Origin of the sequence: Psychromonas algarum (genome assembly GCF_004376845.1) — a bacterium.
Lineage (GTDB): Bacteria > Pseudomonadota > Gammaproteobacteria > Enterobacterales > Psychromonadaceae > Psychromonas.
In genome coordinates this window covers 33713-54315 of sequence record NZ_SNUW01000003.1, presented here as the reverse complement: position 1 = coordinate 54315, position 20603 = coordinate 33713, and the positions used below count along the sequence as shown (strand labels likewise).

General features: G+C 36.2%; 23 protein-coding genes. 14 read left to right on the top strand and 9 right to left on the bottom strand.

All coding sequences use genetic code 11. The features are described 5' to 3' along the window. The first annotated feature begins 1 nt into the window (after position 1). Positions 2-637, top strand: coding sequence for an adenylyl-sulfate kinase (gene cysC, locus E2R68_RS02395; RefSeq protein ID WP_134275914.1), 636 nt, complete (start codon positions 2-4; stop codon positions 635-637). Continuing rightward, on the top strand, positions 637-1620 hold the full coding sequence (locus E2R68_RS02390) for a DHH family phosphoesterase (RefSeq protein ID WP_134275913.1): 984 nt from the start codon (positions 637-639) through the stop codon (positions 1618-1620). Before cysC ends, E2R68_RS02390 begins: the two co-directional genes overlap by 1 nt. Before the next feature lie 61 nt (positions 1621-1681). Here E2R68_RS02390 and E2R68_RS02385 read toward each other — a convergent pair whose 3' ends face one another. The 4 genes from E2R68_RS02385 to E2R68_RS02370 form a co-directional block, all read right to left on the bottom strand. Further along, positions 1682-3163 (bottom strand): NAD-dependent succinate-semialdehyde dehydrogenase, encoded by a 1482-nt coding sequence (locus E2R68_RS02385; RefSeq protein ID WP_134275912.1) that lies wholly within the window; start codon positions 3161-3163, stop codon positions 1682-1684. A 72-nt stretch (positions 3164-3235) separates the two neighbouring features. Continuing rightward, a complete protein-coding gene (locus tag E2R68_RS02380; protein WP_134275911.1) occupies positions 3236-3766 on the bottom strand; it encodes a class I SAM-dependent methyltransferase in 531 nt (176 codons plus the stop codon). Continuing rightward, positions 3766-5190: a DNA repair protein RadA gene (gene radA / locus E2R68_RS02375; protein WP_134275910.1), complete on the bottom strand. Its 1425-nt coding sequence runs from the start codon at positions 5188-5190 to the stop codon at positions 3766-3768. The genes E2R68_RS02380 and radA overlap by 1 nt, the downstream gene beginning before the upstream one ends. A 58-nt stretch (positions 5191-5248) precedes the next feature. After that, positions 5249-5914, bottom strand: coding sequence for a regulatory protein RecX (locus tag E2R68_RS02370; protein WP_134275909.1), 666 nt, complete (start codon positions 5912-5914; stop codon positions 5249-5251). Between the two features lie 209 nt (positions 5915-6123). Here E2R68_RS02370 and E2R68_RS02365 point away from each other — a divergent pair, with 209 nt between their 5' ends. Together E2R68_RS02365 and E2R68_RS02360 are read left to right on the top strand one after the other, a co-directional pair. Then, a complete protein-coding gene (locus E2R68_RS02365; protein WP_134275908.1) occupies positions 6124-6783 on the top strand; it encodes a 7-cyano-7-deazaguanine/7-aminomethyl-7-deazaguanine transporter in 660 nt (219 codons plus the stop codon). Positions 6784-6993: 210 nt separating this feature from the next. After that, on the top strand, positions 6994-7227 hold the full coding sequence (locus E2R68_RS02360) for a hypothetical protein (RefSeq protein ID WP_134275907.1): 234 nt from the start codon (positions 6994-6996) through the stop codon (positions 7225-7227). 44 nt (positions 7228-7271) lie between these two features. On the opposite strand, the gene E2R68_RS02355 is transcribed toward E2R68_RS02360, so the two are convergent. Next, positions 7272-7988, bottom strand: coding sequence for a hypothetical protein (locus E2R68_RS02355; RefSeq protein WP_134275906.1), 717 nt, complete (start codon positions 7986-7988; stop codon positions 7272-7274). Positions 7989-8015: 27 nt separating this feature from the next. Continuing rightward, positions 8016-8282, bottom strand: coding sequence for a DUF2960 domain-containing protein (locus tag E2R68_RS02350; protein ID WP_134275905.1), 267 nt, complete (start codon positions 8280-8282; stop codon positions 8016-8018). Positions 8283-8542: 260 nt separating this feature from the next. Here E2R68_RS02350 and E2R68_RS02345 point away from each other — a divergent pair, with 260 nt between their 5' ends. The 3 genes from E2R68_RS02345 to E2R68_RS02335 all read left to right on the top strand — a co-directional run bounded on the left by E2R68_RS02345 (position 8543) and on the right by E2R68_RS02335 (position 12193). Beyond that, a complete protein-coding gene (locus tag E2R68_RS02345; protein WP_134275904.1) occupies positions 8543-10267 on the top strand; it encodes an AMP-binding protein in 1725 nt (574 codons plus the stop codon). 35 nt (positions 10268-10302) lie between these two features. Further along, positions 10303-10581 carry a peptidylprolyl isomerase PpiC gene (gene ppiC / locus E2R68_RS02340; RefSeq protein ID WP_134275903.1) on the top strand — a complete coding sequence of 93 codons (279 nt, stop codon included), beginning with the start codon at positions 10303-10305 and terminating at the stop codon, positions 10579-10581. Positions 10582-10681: 100 nt separating this feature from the next. Beyond that, positions 10682-12193, top strand: coding sequence for a recombinase family protein (locus E2R68_RS02335; RefSeq protein ID WP_134275902.1), 1512 nt, complete (start codon positions 10682-10684; stop codon positions 12191-12193). Positions 12194-12422: 229 nt separating this feature from the next. Here the strand turns inward: E2R68_RS02335 and E2R68_RS02330 are convergent, their stop codons facing one another. The 3 genes from E2R68_RS02330 to E2R68_RS02320 form a co-directional block, all read right to left on the bottom strand. Then, entirely contained in the window at positions 12423-12689 is a 267-nt protein-coding gene (locus E2R68_RS02330; RefSeq protein ID WP_134275901.1) for a hypothetical protein, read from the bottom strand. A gap of 1129 nt (positions 12690-13818) precedes the next feature. After that, positions 13819-14472, bottom strand: a complete 654-nt coding sequence (locus E2R68_RS02325; protein WP_134275900.1) for an LCP family protein — start codon at positions 14470-14472, stop codon at positions 13819-13821. Beyond that, positions 14469-15284 (bottom strand): ParB N-terminal domain-containing protein, encoded by an 816-nt coding sequence (locus E2R68_RS02320; protein WP_134275899.1) that lies wholly within the window; start codon positions 15282-15284, stop codon positions 14469-14471. Before E2R68_RS02320 ends, E2R68_RS02325 begins: the two co-directional genes overlap by 4 nt. Before the next feature lie 328 nt (positions 15285-15612). Here E2R68_RS02320 and E2R68_RS02315 point away from each other — a divergent pair, with 328 nt between their 5' ends. The 7 genes from E2R68_RS02315 to E2R68_RS13970 all read left to right on the top strand — a co-directional run bounded on the left by E2R68_RS02315 (position 15613) and on the right by E2R68_RS13970 (position 20399). Next, positions 15613-15933, top strand: coding sequence for a hypothetical protein (locus E2R68_RS02315; RefSeq protein WP_134275898.1), 321 nt, complete (start codon positions 15613-15615; stop codon positions 15931-15933). Further along, positions 15933-16205 (top strand): hypothetical protein, encoded by a 273-nt coding sequence (locus tag E2R68_RS02310; RefSeq protein ID WP_134275897.1) that lies wholly within the window; start codon positions 15933-15935, stop codon positions 16203-16205. Before E2R68_RS02315 ends, E2R68_RS02310 begins: the two co-directional genes overlap by 1 nt. Then, on the top strand, positions 16202-16927 hold the full coding sequence (locus tag E2R68_RS02305; RefSeq protein ID WP_134275896.1) for a hypothetical protein: 726 nt from the start codon (positions 16202-16204) through the stop codon (positions 16925-16927). The genes E2R68_RS02310 and E2R68_RS02305 overlap by 4 nt, the downstream gene beginning before the upstream one ends. 253 nt (positions 16928-17180) lie before the next feature. Continuing rightward, positions 17181-17597 carry a hypothetical protein gene (locus E2R68_RS02300; protein WP_134275895.1) on the top strand — a complete coding sequence of 139 codons (417 nt, stop codon included), beginning with the start codon at positions 17181-17183 and terminating at the stop codon, positions 17595-17597. Then, positions 17597-17839, top strand: a complete 243-nt coding sequence (locus E2R68_RS02295) for a hypothetical protein (protein ID WP_134275894.1) — start codon at positions 17597-17599, stop codon at positions 17837-17839. The genes E2R68_RS02300 and E2R68_RS02295 overlap by 1 nt, the downstream gene beginning before the upstream one ends. 609 nt (positions 17840-18448) lie before the next feature. Continuing rightward, positions 18449-18991, top strand: coding sequence for a recombinase family protein (locus E2R68_RS02285; protein ID WP_208380103.1), 543 nt, complete (start codon positions 18449-18451; stop codon positions 18989-18991). 106 nt (positions 18992-19097) lie between these two features. Continuing rightward, on the top strand, positions 19098-20399 hold the full coding sequence (locus E2R68_RS13970) for a TIR domain-containing protein (RefSeq protein WP_208380102.1): 1302 nt from the start codon (positions 19098-19100) through the stop codon (positions 20397-20399). The last annotated feature ends 204 nt before the right edge of the window (positions 20400-20603 follow it).

Genomic DNA, 20603 nt, shown 5'->3' with positions numbered 1-20603 from the left:
TATGATGAATAACCCGTATATGGAAGTAACAGTAGATGGTGAAAAATCTACAGATGTTGTATGGCATCAGGCTAGTGTTTCTCATCAGGAACATTGCAAATTAAATGGTCATAAAGCAGCTGTTTTGTGGTTTACAGGCTTGAGTGGTTCAGGAAAATCAACAGTGGCAAATGCTGTTGATTTAATGTTGTTTCAACATCAAGCTAAAACCTATGTCTTAGATGGAGATAATGTCCGTCACGGTTTAAATGGTGATTTAGGATTTTCTGATAAGGATCGTATTGAAAATATCCGTCGTGTTGGTGAGGTGTCTAAACTATTTGTCGATGCTGGTTTATTAGTTTCAACTGCATTTATCTCTCCTTTTATTGCTGATCGTGAAATGGTACGTTCACAATTGCCTAAAGGTCAGTTTATTGAAGTGTTTATTGATACTCCTTTAGGCGTTTGTGAATCACGAGATCCTAAAGGCCTGTATAAAAAAGCACGAGCTGGAGAAATTAAAAATTTCACTGGTATTGATAGTGCTTATGAAATACCTGTCAATCCAGAAATTCATGTTAAAACAGAGCAAAAATCAATTCAGGAATGTGCTCAGCAAGTTATTGATTATTTAAAAGAAAATGAGTACCTATAATGCATTATGATGTCTTCAATGGTGATGCTGATGGCATTATTTCACTGATACAATTACGTCTTAGTGAACCAAAAGATTCTCAGTTAATTACTGGGGTAAAAAGAGATATTCAATTATTAGAAAATCTTAACGTTGAAGCATCTGATAGTGTCACAGTACTTGATATTTCAATGGAAAAAAATAGTGCTGCTTTGCGTCATATACTAGAAAAAGGAAACCCTGTATTTTATGCCGATCATCATCGTTCAGGCGCTATTCCTAAACATAAAAACCTGCAAGCATTGATAGACCTTGATGCTAATACTTGTACTGCTTTAATTATTGATAACTACTTAGAAGGCCAATATCACGCCTGGGCTATTTGTGCTGCTTATGGAGATAATATGATTGCAACTGCAGAGCAATTAGCTAATACGACAGGCTATAATGAAGTACAAAAAAAGCAGTTAAAAGAGTTAGGTACATTAATTAATTATAATGGTTACGGTTCAAACTTAAGTGATCTACATTTTCATCCTGCAACCTTGTATCAATTATTATCAAAATATGAATCTCCCTTTGATGTGATTGATGATGCACAGTCTCCTTTTAAACAGTTACAAATGGCTTATCAAGCAGACTTTGCTCTCGCACTGGCTATCCCTTATCAATATCGTTCTGAATACTTAAGTGTTTTTGAGTTGCCCGATGCAGCATGGTCGCGACGTATTAGTGGTGTATATGGTAATTTTCTTGCGAATCAAAATCCAAATAGTGCCTTTGCTGTACTGACCTGCGATACAAAAAAACAGGACTTAGTTGAGCAAACAAAAAACTATTTAGTTTCATTAAGAGCGCCACTTAATAATAAACAAGGGGCCGGTGATATTTGTAGCCAATTTGAAACCGGAGGAGGGCGCGCAGCTGCCGCAGGAATCAATTGTTTGCCAGACACTAAACTGAGTGATTTTATTAACTTGGTTGAAGAAAAATATGCTAGTTAAATCGATTTAAATAAGTAAACCGTATAGGTTTACTTATTCGAGTATTTATTCAGATAATGATTTAATCAATTCCCCCGAAGCATAGATATTTAATTTCCAAATAATCATCTAAGCCATAATGTGAACCTTCTCGTCCATTGCCTGAGCCCTTAACCCCACCAAATGGAGCTGCTGCATTTGATAACGCACTTTCATTGATCCCCACCATGCCATATTGTAATGCCTCAGAAACACGCCAAATTTGATTGATATTTTGAGAATAAAAATAAGCAGCTAAACCAGCATCTGTTGCATTGGCTTGTTCAATTAATTCATCTTCATTATTAAAGCTAATCAATGAGATGACAGGGCCAAATATTTCTGTTTTTGCTATTTCCATTTGCTGGCTAACACCACTCAACAGTGTTGCTGGATAGAAGCAATCTGATTTATTTCCTGTTTTATTATCAAAGTGCAGATCACCTTGAAACTCTATTGTCGCGCCTTGCTGCTGTGCGTTATTTACTAAATGACGCACTTTATCAACTGCTTTAGATGAAATAAGTGGGCTAATATTTGTTGTTTGATCAAAACCGTTACCGGTTTTAAGCGTGGTTAATGATTGGGTTAATTTCTTTGTAAAAGTATCTAATATATTCTGTTGAACATAAATACGATTAGCACATACGCAAGTTTGTCCTGCATTACGAAATTTATTGCTGATAAGTCCTGTTATAGCTTGGTCTATATCGGCACTGTCAAAAACAATAAATGGTGCATTGCCACCCAATTCCATAGATACTTTTTTAACGCCTTCGGCACATTGTGCGATAAGCTTTTTCCCAGTTTCAGTTGATCCGGTGAAACTAAATTTATTGACTTTTGGGTGTTTGGTTAGTACTTCTCCAATTGCTTTAGCGTCAGTGCCAACAACAACGTTAAAGCTCCCTTGTGGTAGATCCGCTTGCTCTGCGAGATAAGCTAAAGCAAGCGCAGACAAAGGAGTTTCTGATGCAGGTTTGACAACGAAGGTGCAACCTGCGGCTAATGCAGCTGCCGCTTTACGTAATAACATTGCATTAGGAAAGTTCCATGGAGTTATTGCGGTAGCTACTCCTACGGCTTGTTTCGTCACTAAAATTCGCTGTTGTGGGGATAAAGCGGGAATAGTATCGCCGTAAATACGTTTACCTTCTTCGCTAAACCAATGTAAATAACTAATACCATATCGGATTTCAGCTAATGCTTCAGATAAGGGTTTACCTTGTTCTAGGGTTAATAAACGTGCCAAATCATCTTCATGTTGTGAAATTAATTTTGCCCATGCTACAAGATGATCTGCTCGTTGATATGCAGTTAATTTTGTCCAAGTAGGAAATGATCTAGAGGCTGCCTCAATTGCATTTTCTGCATCTGTTGCTTGTGCATCGTGAACTTTTGTTAAACATAAAAGGTTAGCTGGGTTAACGACATCAAATGCTATTGATGAATGCTGACTTTTTAGCCAAGAGCCATTAATAAAAGAGCTTGTTTTTATAAGATCTTGCTGCTTAATATTGTGCATTTTTTACCTCTTTATATTATTGTCTTTTAATTCAACTCACTATGATATTTAAAGATAAACTGAAACTTGTGATTATGGACAGTTTGGTTTTCTACACACGATTTGTGCGATAGCTCTATCCGGATCCTGTTTAATGCCTTCAAAATAAAAGATGATTTCCCAATCACTAAAAATATTTTTTAATTCATTTTTCTTTAATAAAAATGCTTCTCTGTGTGGTCTGCCAAAGGCTTTATTTTGTTCAGTAAATGTTTCGTAAATAATGACGCCACCAGGCTTTATTGCCTTTTTTAGATATTGGAATAAGGGGCGGTGTAGATAACGAAAAACAATGATCCCTTGTAATTTCATTTTACTGAGTGTGCTAGCGTCTGCAGATGAAGCTGATTCAAAATCAGCACACCAACAATGTTCTTTTTTAATAGCATGCTGATTGATTAAATTATCTATATGTATTTCGTTAATATCTGCAAATATTGTATTTATTTTGTGCTGTTGCAAATACAAACCATTTTGACCTTTACCACAAGCTAAATCTAGAACTGCATCGGGACCGTTATCAAACAGATAGGCATAATTTTGTAATAATTGAGGAACCTGCATTACTGTAGAGCCTCAATCAATTCTTTTACATTTTTAAGAGGAATTATTTTTTGGTCTCCTTTTACAAATTGCTGCATGGAAGAATGGTAAGCAACTGATGGAATAAAAATTTGTTTTTTACCATGGCTTAAAGCTTCGCGCACACGTGGCACAATTTGTGGTATTTGACGTAATTCTCCTGTTAATGCTAATTCACCAATAAAGACAGCATCAGTAGGTAAAGGCTTAGAATTGATTGAACTTAGAAGGGCTGCTGTCACGGCCATATCAGTTGATGTTTCAGAATCAGCCATTTTTAACCCTCCGACTAAGCTGATATTTATATCGTAATAGGTTGGGATCCCTCCGTGTTTTTTTAACACTGCGGTGATCAAAGATAAACGACTGTATGAAATTCCGATACAGTTTCGGATCGACTTTTCTCCTTCAACCTCAGTTGCTAATGCTTGTATTTCAATTAATAAGTTACGAGCACCATCTTTGATCACTGAAATTGCAGAGCCTTCAAAGTGTTCTTCGCTGCCAGATAAAAATAAACGACTTGGATTATCAACTGACCGCATGCCTTTTTCTGTCATTTGAAAAATACCTACTTGTTCAGTATCGCCAAAGCGATTTTTATCTGCTCGTAAAATACGTACAGATGCATCATTTACTTCAATATGAATTGCAGTATCAATAATGTGTTTAAGTGTTTGAGGGCCTGCCATTTGAGAGTTCTTATTAACTTGTCCAACTAAAATAAGAGTAATGCCGTGCTGTTTACATAAACGGTTTAATATTTTTGCACAGGTCTTAACTTGCGTAACACCACCGGCAGAACCATCAACAGAATTAGATTCAAAAGCTTGAATAGAATCTGCAATTAAAAACTTCACTTTATTCTCGATACATTGATCGACAATATCTTCAATACTATCGGTATCAGATAATAAAAAATTTGCTTCATTAAAATTTAAATTTAAACGTTCAATACCTCTTTTGGCCCACTGGCTTAAACTCTCTTCTGCCGTAACGTATAACGTCGACATTGATTGTGACATGACAGAGGCAACCTTTGTGAGTAGGGTGGTTTTACCTGAGCCTGGGTCGCCACTAATTAACACTACAGACCCCAAGGTAATACCATCTCCTAGTACTCGATCTAATTCACTTAATCCAGTTGATACTCTTTGTGCATGCTCTACTTGTACCGTAGAAATACGTTGTACTCCATTACTTGTAACACCTGCATAACCGCCAGCTTGAGTTGCATTTAGGTTACGATTTATAGCGGCATTAACGGATTTTGAAGTACTTGATGCTTCTCGAAATTCAGTAATTGTATTCCATGCTTTACATTCACCACATTGTCCTTGCCATTTCGTATAATCAGCTCCGCAATCACTGCATACATAAGAAATTTTTGTCTTTGCTTTTGCCATTATAGGCTCCGTATTTTAAAACAATGATAGATATTAAATGTGCTATTGCGTAAGTTTTTTACTCATCTTCTAGGGTTATATTTTGGTTGAATAATTTTATCGCCTGATTTGATTTTGAATAGTCATAACCATGTGAAGTGAGATATCGTATTGCTTTATTTGTTTGTTTTTTATCGTCAATACTGTTCCTAAATTTTTTACTTAATAATAAACAGGCTTGTTCAGTATTATCAAATTTAGGAGTGGGGTAGTGTTCATTATGTGATTCAATTGCAAGCGTTATAATATCGAAACTATGACCTTTGGCTTGTAAAAATGCCATCGCTTTCTGTTTTAAATGTTGCGTTACGATAGCTTCTTGATATTTACTATTTAATAACTGCTCTGCTGAATTGATGTAATCAAAGTCATTATCATCAATATTCATTTTAATTAAAGGCTCTGAGATCCCTTTGAGTTTTAGATCCTGCTTAATGCGTGTTTTTCCATAGCCTTTATTTTGTGAACTGCGTATAAATGACTCAGTAAATCGTTGATCATTTAGATAATTAAAATCTAAACACTCATTAATGATTACTTCAATCCAATCGTGATTATCTGTTTTACGTTTTAGTTTTGTTAGCAATTCTGCCTGAGAGTGATCTCGACGGGATAAATGCCAGAGTGCACTACGTCTTACGCCTTCAATATCTTTAGCAATTTTTATTGGTTTGTTAGTAAACATAATAAATCCATGGCATGTATTTATATACAGTATATATTGAGCTCTCATAAATTTGCAAAGTTATATCCTCGATTAGATAAATTAATGCATTGGTATTGTTTACTTATTTTGCATCTCAAACACTCATAGGTATATACTGCACGCCCTATTTTCGAATAAATCATAAAGCGGGTTCCCTCACCCCGTTGTTACAGTTAAAAAGGTCAAATATGTTATCACTTTCAAACACGCAAATTCGCCGTGCTATTACGCTATTGGTTGGATTTCACATCATCATTATCTGTGCTAGTAATTATTTAGTGCAATTACCCTTTACCATTTTTGGCTGGCATACAACTTGGGGCGCTTTTAGTTTTCCTTTTGTTTATTTAGCGACTGATTTAACAGTAAGAATTTTTGGGCAAACTAATGCTAGAAGGATCATTTTTAAAGCAATGATCCCAGCTTTAATTATTTCTTATGTTATTGGTGTTTTATTTCATCAAGGTGGATTTCAAGGAGGGCAGGCTTTAGTTGAGTTTAATAGTTTTGTTTTTAGGATTGCTTTTGCAAGTTTTGCCGCTTATTTGTTTGGGCAACTATTAGACATTAAAGTGTTTGCCAAATTACGTCGAACTAAGCAATGGTGGGTTGCACCTGCAATGTCTACATTATTTGGCAATTTATTAGATACCCTGATTTTTTTCTCATTTGCATTTTATGCTTCAACAGATAATTTTATGGCAGCGCACTGGCCTGAAATCGCATTAGTAGATTACGGATTTAAGTTGTTAGTTAGTTTACTGTTATTTTTACCGGCTTACGGAGTGTTGTTGAAGGTCCTTGAAAAGCGCATTGTTAAGTTACCTGAACAAGCTGTAAACATATAAATATCAGGTTTACAGAAGAAGTTAATGGATATCATGGATTAGTTTATTTTGATGATATCCATTATGAAAATTGGCAAGTGTAAAAAATTGTAAAGATGATTTTTTTTCAAAAAAGCTTGGCTATAATCCTTAGATTAAAATTAGGGAATAAGTAACAAATGGACTTTTTTTGCTTAATTGCAGTTCTTTATTATTGATAAGGCCATTTTTATGCGAACAGAAAATATCATTGCCATCCAATCTAAAACAATCCTTGCCCAAGTTTGTTATGAAGAAGAAAAAAGAAAGTTAAAACTACGTCCTTGTTTCTCAGCCAAGTTGCCTATTAATACAAAAATTGAATGTCATAAAAATTTATCACAATACAATATTGGCGAAACAATTGAAGTTGATTTGGTTGAGATGGTCACATCCAATGGACATTCATATTTATACAGTTATTAACCTGCAAAAATTATCCTATAAAAGTGACTTGCTGGAGTGTAACTTTATATTTCAAATTTTTGTTGAAGTGTATGCCAATCACTATTGACCCAGCTATTAGGTTGAGGCCAATTTTCAGGCTCTGTTGTTAAAGCAAAATAACTTATTTTACCCATTGCTTGCCCTGAAAATTGATTGCTTACAACTAACTTTGATTGTGGTGCAGTACAAATTGTTATTTGATGGGTGATTGATAATAATGATTTTATATCAGGATCTTTTTTTTGGCTTTCGTAGTCATATATTGCTCTAACTTTAGTTGTTTCATTGTGTGGTGCTTTTAATAATAAAAAATATAACAGTCCACCGTGCTCAGGCTCTTTAAAGCATTTTGACTCAATGACTTGATAAGTGTCTAACACGACTTGCTGTGCTTTTAAATCTGCTTTTACAAGTGCATAGTCATTTTCAGAAGTAGCAAGCCATTTTTTAGTGGAATTAATTGCAAAGAAACCAGCAATTAGGATAATGATTGGAAATATGTGCTTTGCATAATCACTGCTGATCCCAATATCGAATTCAGTAAAAGCTGCAATCAATAAACTACTAATAAACCATACGATACAAAAGATAGCCAATGAAAATACCCAAAATACAGATGTATTAAGGGCTGCTTTAAGGTATCTTTTTCGAGGAACGGGTAGTGAACTCAGTGCCTGAGTTAGGTGATTTTTTTCTTGTTCAGACAAGGTACGTGATTTTAATGGTTCAGAAGCTTTCACAAATAATTCTCTAACGATAGGCGAACATTATTTTTTTTCTTTAGGTTCTTTGGTCTCATCTCTAACAAATTTAATATCAGAAAAGCCCATGCGTTCAAATTCATTAGCACGGTAATTTTTCATAATACCTTGACCACGACAACTCATTTCTATTTGCTTTTCCATTGCCCAAAATGAAGTTAAATCAACACCTTCTGCAGCTGCAACACCTTCATAAATATCAAAGTGTTGACTAAATGAAAATGTAATTGTTTTTTTGGTACCTTGGTAAAAATAAGTAACTTGGCGTGCCATAGAGATGTTCCAATGAATAAAAAAGAGTATTTTATCACAGCTTGTTACTGAGCTATAACAACCTTTTAAGGTTTTACTAAAATAAAAAAATGATAGATTTATAAACTAACATACTGAAAAGGTGTGAGATAATACAAAAACTTGCTCAGTTTAAACTAAGATCATAGAGTTCAATTTTTTATTTTCTCTATATTCATACTTAAATTTCAATCAAAAACCTTGTTTGAAAATGGCTCATTATTCTAATTTAAAGGCGCTTTATGTCACTTAATCTTTCTCACAACAATTTAATGTCTTTAGCGGACCATACATTTAAAAAATATGCTTCAAATGTATTTGTGACACATGTTGGAGAAGCTGGTATTACTTACCAACAAGCACAACAAAAAGTGATCCAATTACAAGTTATGTTTAAAGAATTAGGGGTAAAACAAGGTGATAAAATTGCAATATGTAGTGAAAATATGCCGCATTGGGGCCTTGTTTATTTAGCAATAACAGCCATGGGGGCAGTTGTTGTGCCTATTTTGCCTGACTTTCATAATAATGAAGTTCACCACATTATTAAACATTCTGAAGCGAAAGCTATATTTGCTTCAAATAAGAAAATGGAGACAATAGACGAAGAGGATTTTAGTTCTAATTTATCTTATGTTTTTTCATTAGAAACACTTGATTTAGTGGAAGACAAAACGCCTGCACACTCAGAGTTCTTTATTAAAGGGGCACAGACCGTTGCGCAGATTAAAAATAAAGTGTTAGATTTTGCAAAACAGAAAAATCTATTAAAAATCAGTGAAATTGACGATCTTTTAACCATTAATCCAAATGATCTTGCTGCTATTGTTTATACATCAGGAACTACGGGGCAATCTAAAGGTGTAATGCTCAGTCATTATAATTTAATGGCACAGCTTCATCAAGCTAACACCTTAATTGAGATAAAAGAGAATGACCGCTTTTTATCCATTTTACCGCTAGCACATACTTTTGAATGTTCGGTAGGTTTTTTAGTGCCTTTTGCTAATGGGGCATCTATACATTACCTTAATCGAATCCCTTCTCCGAAAATAATATTAGGTGCAATGCAGCAAGTAAAACCAACTTGCATATTAAGTGTGCCTTTAGTTATTGAAAAAATTTACAAAAATAAAGTGTTAACGCAATTTAATAAAAATAAGACCATTAAGTATCTTTACGATAATGTTGCTTTTATACGTAAAAAAATGAATAAAATAGCAGGTAATAAATTAATAGAAAGTTTTGGTGGTGAAATAAGATTCTTTGGTGTTGGTGGGGCAAAATTATCTAGTTTTGTTGAAGATTTTTTGTCTGAAGCGCGATTCCCATATGCCATTGGTTACGGATTAACTGAAACAGCTCCTATTATTGCGGGTGCAATACCTGGTAAAACTCGAGTCGGAACAACGGGTACATTCGCAGCAGAAATTGAATATCGTTTTGTGAAAACAAATGAGCAAGATCGAGATGGTGAATTACACGTTCGTGGCCCTAATATTATGCAGGGATATTATAAAGACCAAGAGCGCACTGCTGAAGTATTAGACGCAGAAGGTTGGTTAAATACAGGCGATTTAGGTTATGTTGATGAGATGGGGATCCTAACCATTAATGGACGTAGTAAAAATGTTATTATTGGCCCCAACGGTGAAAATATATACCCTGAATGTATAGAAGCTGTGATTGAGCAACATCCTTTAGTTGCTGATTCTATGGTTTATGAACTTGACAATAAAGTAGTTGCAAAAATCCATCTAGATTATGATCTGTTTGATCAACAATATGATCTTAAAAACAATAGTGATGCTAAATTACATCAAGATATTTTATCTTCATTAGAAGAAATTAAAGTAGAGTCAAATGAACAGTTATCATCATTTTCAAAACTGACTAGTGTATTTGAGCAAACAGACCCTTTTATCAAAACACCAACGAAAAAAATTAAACGTTATTTACATATGTAAATTAATAAACAATAGCTTTACAAAGAGTATAAAAAATGGCTAAAACAGCATCTGCATTACACATATTAGTGAAACATCAGGATAAAGCTGAAGATATTATTGCACAGCTAAAAAAAGGTGCAAAGTTTCAAACATTGGCAAAAAAATATTCAACTTGTCCTTCAGGAAAAAAAGGAGGGGACTTAGGTGAATTTAAAAAAGGCCAAATGGTACCTGCTTTTGATAAGGTGTGTTTTAACGGAGAATTAATTACTCCTCACTTAGTTAAAACCAAATTTGGCTGGCATGTTGTTAAAGTACTGTACCGAATCTAATATAGTTTTCTTGACCTAGCCCTGCATATGCAGTGCTAGGTTTTAGTAAACTGGCTTCGCTAATGTGCTTTTCGAATATACCACTGATTAGGTTGCCAATATGAAAGCTTTACTCTACATACGATTTTCTACTCTCAAACAAGAACAGGGCGATTCAGTCCTACGACAAACTCAAAAAGCCAAGGAATGGTGCAAGTACAACGATGTTGAACTTATAGAAGAGACATTCAATGATTTAGGCGTGTCTGCTTTTAAAGAAGGTGGTAAGCGTCCGGCTTTAGTTGATTTAGTTGACGCAATAGAAAGCCATAGAGTGTCAGTTGATTACGTCTTATTTGAAAATACAGACCGACTAACTAGACGAGGATACCAACACGCTTTGGACCTTGTAAATGACTTGGTCGACTTAAATGTAAATATCGTAATGCTCGACACTGGGCAAATCTACAACAAAACAACAATGACAAATCTTGGGCCTGTTCTGCCACTATTGTTAGATGCTGACCGCGCAATGCAAGAAAGTGAGCGAAAGTCTAACCTAATAAAAAATGCCAAATCACGACTTGTTGAGAACAACATAATAAAAGGTAAGTTGCCTTTCTGGATAAAGTTAGTTGGTGGTATACCGACTTTAAACGACAAAGCCGAATATGCCAGTGTAATGCTTGAGGGTAAGCTGAAAGGTAATAGCAACCAGACTATTGCAAAAGAGTTGAACAAGCTTCTACCAGGGGGGTTATCTGGAAAAGGTTGGGGTGGTTCGATTGTAAGGCAGACCATTAAGAACCACGCTTTATATGGTGCAAAAGTCTATTACGATACGACTGGTAGCGGTGAAATGAAACCGATAAAGAAAGTGCCTGATATGTTTCCTCCGCTCACTAACTTTGAAAGTTGGCAGAGCCTACAGCAGAAGAAAACTGGCAGGATATCCAAGAAAAGTGCTTTTACAGGAATAATGCGCTGTGCCGATTGTGGGTCTGGGATGGTGCAAAGAACAAGTGCGTATAATGGGAAAAAAGTCATGTATAGAAAATGCATCGGTGCAACAGAAGGGCGATGTCAGAACGTCCATTTAATACGTGAACCAGATTTGTTAATGAAGCAAATGCTTTCTGGAATGAGCTACACAATAAAGAAAGGATATATATCAAAAACCGTTGAGCTAATAGAGCAACAACAGTTTGAAGAAGAGCTATTATCTGATGCGAGAAACAATAAAGACTTAAAAGCCGCGAGGCGTTCTAATGCTGAGATAAGTCGATTAGAGCGACTTATTGAAGAAAGCAAAGATGAAGATGAAAAGCAAAGCACAGAAGTGGAAGTTGAATACAAAAAAGTGTTTGAATTAGAGGATGCCCAAGAGCAGAACGCTACTTTCAGAAAATTGATTGATAAAGTTGAAGTGCTTTTCCTACGTAAGTATGGAAAAACTGGAGCTGTTTTTAAGCTTACTTGCATACAGAAAAATGGTCATAGAATTATCCGTACATTAGAGCAACGCCACGGAGTTGGTAACTCTACGTTATTAGGTACGCACGATAGCGAGAAGCTTTTAAAGGAGATTGCTAGCCTTCTTGTTGGTGTTGAAGATTTTGAATATGTCGATTAGTTCGTAAGTCTGATACGGCAAATCGTGTCAGCAGAATAAAGCATTTATCAAAAGAGTTTAAAACTCTAGACGAAAAAGCCGATTCAAATTAATGAATCGGCTTTTTTAAAGCATAATGGGTGTTAATGCTGTTGTATCAATAAGCAGTGAATACAAAAATATTTAGTGTTCATAAAATCTTTGTCTTAGTTAGTATGCGGAAATGCCGCTTAATAATGCATTTTAACAATTACATGCCTTCTTGCATCTGCGCTCTCATTAAATTCATTTTTTCTTCAAACTCAGCGCGTATACGCGCTTCCATTTCCTGTAATGTGGACTCCATTTGTTCTGATTTATCAGTTAATGTATTAACAGTTTCAATGATTTCATTCGTCTTCTCTGTGTTTTCTTCTAATGTCGCGTTTTTACGTAATTTACCAAGCTTCCAGCCACGATTTTCTTCTTTTTCTAAAGTGTTTAAGTTAAAAACAATCGATTTAGTTTTAGCGTTCATTTGGTCCACCTTTAAAGTCTCGTAGTCATGGAATACTATATATTCTCTATTTTTGGATTTTTGACGTTCTTCGATTACGTGCGTTTCGATAGTGATATTTTGGAGTTCCTGAGTCTTCTTTACGAACCATACTGATATAGTTTTACCTTTCGATTGCAGATGCACTTTGAATTCAGATAAGTCGATTAAGTTATCACTGGCCATTTTTCGGATACGTCTATTTAAGCTATCACGGCGAGATTTAGATAAGTTTAGGCCGCGCATTTGCTTGTTTAACGATTCGTCAGATAGTTCGATATATTGTTTTGTTTTTTTGTTTCTGAGCTTTAGAGATTTTACGGTGTAGAACGATTTCCATTCTTGTTTTTTATTTTGACCGCGAGTGATGGTTAAGTTCGCGAATATTTGATAGTTCATTTTATTCCAGTGGATTCCATCCCTGCGTCAACAAGGTCAATATCATTAGAATGCGTAATAATTGACGTTATTACGCGGTAGACACTGGAAGTATCAAATGCAGTACGCATTCTAATGATATCGAAGAATTTAGATTAGGTAGTCGGAAGTGACTACTAATCTATTTAGTAGCTAATTGAAGTCTTATTTTACTAGGGGTTCGGAAGGTAGTAAACAAACTGAGCAAGCGCACAAGTTAGCTATATTGAGTTAAAAAAAGTACGACACTCTATTCCAAAAGTACGACACTCTATTCCTCTCGGCTCAGTGATAGCAGGCGGTTGAGCCACTATAAAACTAATTACGCGAATAGGCCGAACTCTTAAAATCAAAAGATTAAAATATAGAGTTATTCAGAACCATTTATAATTAGAGTTTGCGCGCGTAGCGCGGAGCGGAGCGACTCAAACGTAAACAGCACGTCACTTAGAAGTAAACGTGCTACGCACGGACGACTGCGTCGTCAATTAACGCTACGCTTCAATGGATTATTCAGAACCATTTCTAATTAGGGTTTGTGCGCGTAGCGCGAGGCGAAGCCTCTAAATTAGGTTCCAGATAGAGTACTACTTATATAGTAACTTTAAGTGGAACCTAAAATCGTTATGAAAACAGCACGTCAAGCGTAAACACTCAGAAGTAAACGTGCTACGCACGGACGGCAAGCCGTTACTTATAGGTAAGGGTGCTTGCAAGCTTGGGCAATCACCATGGACTGAATGTTTTTTGATTCAAAAAGAATGACTCCAACTTTTGTAATTCGAACCCTAGTATCTTCACTAGGCAGGTGCATTAGATTGTTTGTCGATACGTTTACTGAGAAATCGGGAGTTGTTCGCGGTGCTTCTGCCAGTCGCATTACTTCATTTCTGAGCCCATAATCTACAATGGTCGCACGAACAGTGTTTGCACTGGCGCTAATCACAAGGTTATGATGTTTATGCTTTTTAATTTCCTTTACCAGTGCGCCGTTGATATTCATCTCAAAAATTGAAGGTGATATATTCTCAAATAACTTCATTTCTATGGGTTTAGGGCTGACAATCACGCTTTTGTCTGCGCTGTGTAGCTTAGCTGTTGTGCTCCGGTCAATTGTGATATCGGTGCCGTTGATTTGCAACTCTGAGCCTGAGTAGCACCTGTCAATGAATTCTGGCAAATCATAAATTCCGTAATCGTTATCTATTTGAACAGGGAAATTGACCTTGGCGTAGACGCCACCGTTCAAGTTCTTGGTTGCCAGTACGCCATTCTTTTCCATATAAAGGCTCATGTTAATCTTGCTAAACGCTTTCAACACATCAAGAATTCTTGCTGTAATTATCATGTTAAACCCCCAATCCTTTCTATTTGAGCAATCAACGTCTCAAGTTCTTTAGCATCACTGCTATTGATTTCATTTAACTCTGCACGCAATTCTTTACCTAATCGCCTTACCTTTTTCATTGCTGTACCAGTTAATAATTTAACCTGCGCCTCCATCTCTTCTGGCTTCGGGTCATCAAAGTAAATTCGAGGAGTGTCACCAACTGCAACTTTCTTTTCTGTTTTCACCGCATCCCTGAGGTATCGTCGCGACAGCCCCAATTCACCCATTACAATGTCTTCGGCCAGCTTTTTAACGCAACGCTCAGCTTTCTTTACTGCCTCTTTTACCTTTGGCTTGGTATTGGATTCTAACGAAGCCCAGCCAGTAGCAATATCAAGAGCCTCTTTGAAATCATCTGCGCTCAAATTCTTGTTGTCGACATTCTCTTGGATAGCTTTTCGAATAACCTCGTCACTCTCAGTTTCACGAATTCTCAATATAATTTCACTCATGCGCTTAACTGCGTGGTCTTTGCGCTCTGCTGGCTTTAAATCATTTCGTTTAAAATTTTCATCAATTTCAACCAGCTTTGCATCTTGCTCGGATAGAATAATGCGCGCCTCTATTTCCTCTATTTCAAGAAGCTTGCATGCCTCGACTCGATGCGCGCCAGCAACGACGGTCCTTTTGTCTCGACTAACCACGATAGGGCTAATTAGCCCTAGCGTATGAATTGATTTTGCTAATTCTTTAACCTTAGCGATATTAACTTTTCGCTCTCGATTCTTGGGTACAAGTAGTTTGTTGACGTTTATAAATGCTTGTTTCATATTGCCTCGTGAAAAAGTACGTACGTGTATTTTCTCACGAGAGTATCACGGTGACGCAAGCGTCTAAAGTGAATTCATAAAATGATATGCCGCAGGCATTGTTGCGTAGCAACTAATTAGGCTCCACTTAAAGTTACTATATAAGTAGCACTCTATCTGGAACCTAAATCATTACGTTTGTATGCTTAAGTTGCGAAGCAACAACGCCTACGGCGTATGCGACCTACTATCGATTCTAACGCTGATTCACTCTTGGTTAATGCAGTTACTCATATCTACTGTCAAGCGTCTGATTACATCACTAAATAGATGTAACAAAGGGGCATAAATGACAAATCAAGAGCAATCACGCTTATCAAGCTTAAAGCACTACAGAAAAAATAAAGACAAAATTAATGAGAGCCGAAAGGCTGTTAAATCGTTCTCAAATCTTATGGCTGAGTTAGCAGAGAATAAAGTAAGAAACGAGGCAAGTTTTCTACTTGAATTCAAAACGACAAACAAATTAGGAGTTGATAACAAGGCGCTTGCAAAAATGTATCGTGATATCAGCGATAATCTTCTAGATGAAACTCAATCACAGTTAACTAAAAATTCAACTAAGAAATTGGTCTCGAAAATCATGCTCGAACGTCTAGGGGCAAAATAATGTCGTTATCAATATTATCAGAACGGTTCGGTGTAGAAATTGAATATCATGCACAAGCGGTACGTCGGTTCATAGTCATTAAAACTAAAGTGGGTTCATTAGTAGTCGTGGGCAATAACAGTATTGAACCCGATACGTATTTGTTATGCGCAAATACAGAACAGTACGTAAAGCTAAGTGGTGTAGAAATGTTAGAGCAAGTGTCGAGGCTTGTTGATGAATTTGGTCTGGCAGAAACTGAGGTTGTACAAGCTGAGGAATTGAGTATATGAAAATTGAAAAAGAAATTAGCGGAATTGAACCGTCTCACAAATCAATCGTATTTGCTGATAAGGAATCGGCTCAAAAACGAGATTTGAATAAGGTCATTGGCCGATTCAATCAAGAAAGAAAATCAATTCTGTTTCTTGATGACAATTCAGTTGGCAAAAAGTATCAATCACTATTTCGCACTGGATTTTCATTAAACGTGAATGCGGACGCTCGTGGCAATTACTTCATTAGTAATGACAATTCTATAAATGAATCGGGGGTTTTTGAGCCTAGCGAAACTGAATCAATGCACTACGTAACTGAATCTTGCTATCTAAAAAAACATAATGACAGTGGTATGGAATTATATTTCAACACAGACAAAATGAATTATCAGCATAGAGTTGGACTGGTTGCTTTTACTGAAACAGGTGGTGTTTACACAACAAGACTTGATTTAAATTTAGAATCGGAAGATTTTGAAATTGATATTGTAGACGATGCTCATTTGGTTGAGACTGGTGAGTTAGTTGATGTACATGCAGAAATTGTAATTGATAGCTTGAGTGAGTCTGTTTTGAAGCGATTAGTTGAGGTATTGAGTTTGGAGGACGAGCTTGAATCTGAATCTGAAAAAATCACTGAAACTGCAAGCGCGACTAAAAACACTACTAACGTTAGTTACGGGATAGTTGACAACAAAGTTACTCTGGAGCAATTAATTGCAGGAGGCTTACGATGATATACATAGTAAATCAGAATGCATTTAAAGCGTATGGGATATCAAATGAAATCTTCGATAGCATTTTCAGGGTCGAAAAATATTCGACTTTTAAACATGGTTTGTTAAAGCTTTTACCTGATGAGCTAAGAGAGCAAATCGAATCGGATTTGTTAACTACAGATTCATTGAGGGTCGAGCGATTACGGAAGCAAGATTTAGTTTTTTATGAGCTACAGAAAACCTGTAGCACGTCTGTAGCATAGGAGTTGGTATGTTTACTAAAGATAATGCAGTACAAGCTCAAGCCAAGAGTGCGGAAGCTCGCACTTGTAATGCCGAGCGACGCAATGCGATAAAAGCATTAATTACCTCTAAGTCTCCGCTGGAGTTGCTTGATGATTACAAACTCAATTTCAATCTATCAAATGGAGTTAAACAAGAAATTCAAATTTACTTGCTTAAAGAATTGTTAGCGGTCCAGTTCTCTGAGTCTTTGAAGCATAGTCATAAAATAGAGCAAATGGTTGTAAAGTCGGAACTTGATGAAATGCTAAAAGAGCAGCCGAATAAACAAGAGCTGGCGGTAACGGGTGAAAAAATGACAATCACTGAATTATTGAAAAACAATATGATTGACCTCAGTCGTACATCTACCGATGACCTAAATGATTTGAGGAGTTTTTTATAATGAATTACATTGAAAATTATTTTAAAAAAGCCAGTGATGATGATGTGCTGTTTGAAAGCGTCACGGTATCAAGCGCGATTGATGATTATATGGTGAGCTTTCATTGTTACGTGAAAGTGTTGTGTTCTGATGCTGAGCGAACGCGACTGATTGCGAAGTGCAAGCACAAGACTATTGATGAGCTATTAATGGTTAGTCGAACCAATGCGCAAATAGCTATGACAACCTTGGGCATTAATTAAAAAGCCGTGACTATTGTCACGGCTTTCTGCGTCTAATGAAACTGCGCTATATTTGTTAGCGATGCTTATGATAGCCCGAACACAGTCCTTTGCTTTTAGATTTCTCAGAGCAATTATGACCTCCTTGTTTGTTCAGGCCTCCGCCGTGAGAAAAAGCTGGCGAAGCAACTGCCACACAAAACATAATCACAACTGCCTTAATCAAACTATTCATACTATTATCCTTTATTAAATGAAAATCAATATATCAAATAAAACTATACACCAAGCGTGGGCCTGCAATATTCTCATGTTGCAATTTGTGGATGTAGGTCATAAAAAATCTGGTGGGGGGAATCTCTATTTGAAAGTGTTATTGCATCGAGCGCGATTGATGAGCTATTAATGGCTAGTCGAACAAATACGCAAACAGCTATGGCAACTTTAGGTATTAAGTTTTAAAGTTTGAATTTAAAAGCCGTAAATTTTGTTACGGCTTTTTTGTATCTAATAGAGCGCGGTCTAAATGTAACGGTAAAAAGCTGTAAAAAGCGTTCATTATGAGTTGGTATGAATTAGTATAACAGCCTGTTACAGTGGACTCTAGATTCTAAATGACACAGGTGTATTATGCTTTTATCTTATATTCGAGTTTCAACCGTAGAACAAAATGACGACAGACAACTTATTGAAGCGGACAAAACGTTTACTGATAAAGTTAGTGGTTCAACAACAGATAGGGCAGAACTTAATAATCTAAAAGATTTCGCGAGATTAGGCGATACGGTAACGGTTCATGATATAAGCCGTCTTGCACGTAACATAAAAGACTTGATTGATATTATCGAGTTCTTTAATAGCAAGGGTGTTGCGGTTGAGTTCAGAAAAGAGGCTATGACTTTTACAGCGGACAAGAAAAACCCGATGAATCAATTAATGTTGAACCTACTTGGGTCTGTTTATCAGTTCGAACGTGAAATAATGTTAGAGCGCCAGAAAGAAGGCATTGCAAAAGCTAAAGCAAAAGGTGTGTATAAGGGTAGAAAGCCAACTGTAGACTATGCACTGATTGAGCAACATTTGAATAATGGCCTAAGCATTAGAAAGACAGTTGCAGAAACGGGGTATTCTTTAGGCACTGTTGCAAAAGTCAGTAAGAAATTGAAAGGTTGATTCTGGTTTGACCTATCAACTTGGGTATTCCGTAATATGAAACTGTTAACACTTTATATTGCTAAGGATTGTTTGTGGTAAAATGAATCTCTAACTAGGAGATTTTATGGCAGATTTGACCAACAGAGATAAAAACATTTTAGAAAGCTACTTACAAATGGAAGATGGTCATTTACTTGACTTTACACATAAGAGTCTTGGTAGTTTTTTTGAAGACTATGATATTGATATCTATGATGAAGCTTATACTGTAGGTCAAAAGTCAGGCTCTAAAGCTAATAAAATGCGTGGCTTTTGGACTATAAGTGATAATCAAACTGTTGGTGGTGTGTTGCTTGGTTTGATTCAGCGATATGATGATGATAGAGAAAGTAATAACCACTACTCAGGTGAGTCAGGATATAGCGAACAAGCTCGTTTAAAATGCATTGATATAGCCAATAAACTAACACCTGAAGACTCTAGTAAAGCGAGTAAAGTAAAGTCATTGACTGATTATTATCCAGCTCAAGCAAGTGCTTTAGATTTGACTGCGCTACAAGTTCAATCAGGCGCTATAGCAGAAATGACCAAATCGATAGAGATGAGCAAAGCACTAGCCCAACCAAGTGCAATAGCAGAAATGACCAAACAGCTAGCCCAACCAAGCGCAATAGCAGAAATGACTAAACAGCTATATCAACCAAGTGCAATAGCAGAAATGACCAAACAGCTATATCAACCAAGTGCATTAGCAGAAATGACTAAAGCAATGGAAATGAGCAACGCACTAACTCAACCAAATGCTATAGACCTAACGGCACTAACCGCGCACATGCAACCTCATTCTAGTATTTTAGATAGAGAGTTTTTAACTGAGCAAATACGACCTCAACCGCAAATAATAGAACGACCTATACATTATAAGACTACGGAACCATATATGAATACTCCCAATACCCAACAAGCTCCTAAACAAAAAGTGTTTATTGTTCATGGTCACGACGAAGTACTTAGATTAAAAGTAGATAACTTTGTCCGTAGGCTAGGGCTAGACCCGATAATACTTATGGATAGAGCTAATGGTGGTAACACTATTATTAATAAGTTGATAAAAAATGGTGATGTTGCCTATGCTATTATTCTCTATACGCCTTGTGACGAAGGTCGAAAAGCCAAAGCTATAGGTGCTTTAGAAGAGCCAGTTTTAAACAAGAGAGCTAGACAGAATGTAGTTTTTGAACATGGTTATTTCATTGCTAGATTAGGTATGGATAAAGTTGCGGCGATTGTAGACCCGAGCGTAGAAATACAAAATGATATACAAGGTGTTGTTTACATAGGCACTAATGAAAGTTGGGAAATGAAGCTATTACAAGAGTTTAAAGAGGCGGGAATAGAGTGTGATGCTAACGCTCTTTATGCTTAACTACTGATAGGCTCTAGTGCTGGTGGATATCCATTGGCACTTATTCTAACTATGTTAGAATGAGCACTTTACTAAAGTGCTTTATAGAACCTAATTGATGAGGATTCACTGTATTCATTAATATCCAATGGCCTTATCATTAAGGTCATTATTTCCCTTTTATATCAGTTTTAATCATCTGCTTTTCCTATGCATTTTCAATCT

Bases quoted from the DNA above. Each gene is read 5' to 3' on its own strand.
- cysC (WP_134275914.1), top strand. From the start codon at position 2: ATGATGAATAACCCGTATATGGAAGTAACAGTAGATGGTGAAAAATCT.
- E2R68_RS02390 (WP_134275913.1), top strand. From the start codon at position 637: ATGCATTATGATGTCTTCAATGGTGATGCTGATGGCATTATTTCACTG.
- E2R68_RS02385 (WP_134275912.1), bottom strand. From the start codon at position 3,163: ATGCACAATATTAAGCAGCAAGATCTTATAAAAACAAGCTCTTTTATT.
- E2R68_RS02380 (WP_134275911.1), bottom strand. From the start codon at position 3,766: ATGCAGGTTCCTCAATTATTACAAAATTATGCCTATCTGTTTGATAAC.
- radA (WP_134275910.1), bottom strand. From the start codon at position 5,190: ATGGCAAAAGCAAAGACAAAAATTTCTTATGTATGCAGTGATTGCGGA.
- E2R68_RS02370 (WP_134275909.1), bottom strand. From the start codon at position 5,914: ATGTTTACTAACAAACCAATAAAAATTGCTAAAGATATTGAAGGCGTA.
- E2R68_RS02365 (WP_134275908.1), top strand. From the start codon at position 6,124: ATGTTATCACTTTCAAACACGCAAATTCGCCGTGCTATTACGCTATTG.
- E2R68_RS02360 (WP_134275907.1), top strand. From the start codon at position 6,994: ATGCGAACAGAAAATATCATTGCCATCCAATCTAAAACAATCCTTGCC.
- E2R68_RS02350 (WP_134275905.1), bottom strand. From the start codon at position 8,282: ATGGCACGCCAAGTTACTTATTTTTACCAAGGTACCAAAAAAACAATT.
- E2R68_RS02345 (WP_134275904.1), top strand. From the start codon at position 8,543: ATGTCACTTAATCTTTCTCACAACAATTTAATGTCTTTAGCGGACCAT.
- ppiC (WP_134275903.1), top strand. From the start codon at position 10,303: ATGGCTAAAACAGCATCTGCATTACACATATTAGTGAAACATCAGGAT.
- E2R68_RS02335 (WP_134275902.1), top strand. From the start codon at position 10,682: ATGAAAGCTTTACTCTACATACGATTTTCTACTCTCAAACAAGAACAG.
- E2R68_RS02330 (WP_134275901.1), bottom strand. From the start codon at position 12,689: ATGAACGCTAAAACTAAATCGATTGTTTTTAACTTAAACACTTTAGAA.
- E2R68_RS02325 (WP_134275900.1), bottom strand. From the start codon at position 14,472: ATGATAATTACAGCAAGAATTCTTGATGTGTTGAAAGCGTTTAGCAAG.
- E2R68_RS02320 (WP_134275899.1), bottom strand. From the start codon at position 15,284: ATGAAACAAGCATTTATAAACGTCAACAAACTACTTGTACCCAAGAAT.
- E2R68_RS02315 (WP_134275898.1), top strand. From the start codon at position 15,613: ATGACAAATCAAGAGCAATCACGCTTATCAAGCTTAAAGCACTACAGA.
- E2R68_RS02310 (WP_134275897.1), top strand. From the start codon at position 15,933: ATGTCGTTATCAATATTATCAGAACGGTTCGGTGTAGAAATTGAATAT.
- E2R68_RS02305 (WP_134275896.1), top strand. From the start codon at position 16,202: ATGAAAATTGAAAAAGAAATTAGCGGAATTGAACCGTCTCACAAATCA.
- E2R68_RS02300 (WP_134275895.1), top strand. From the start codon at position 17,181: ATGTTTACTAAAGATAATGCAGTACAAGCTCAAGCCAAGAGTGCGGAA.
- E2R68_RS02295 (WP_134275894.1), top strand. From the start codon at position 17,597: ATGAATTACATTGAAAATTATTTTAAAAAAGCCAGTGATGATGATGTG.
- E2R68_RS02285 (WP_208380103.1), top strand. From the start codon at position 18,449: ATGCTTTTATCTTATATTCGAGTTTCAACCGTAGAACAAAATGACGAC.
- E2R68_RS13970 (WP_208380102.1), top strand. From the start codon at position 19,098: ATGGCAGATTTGACCAACAGAGATAAAAACATTTTAGAAAGCTACTTA.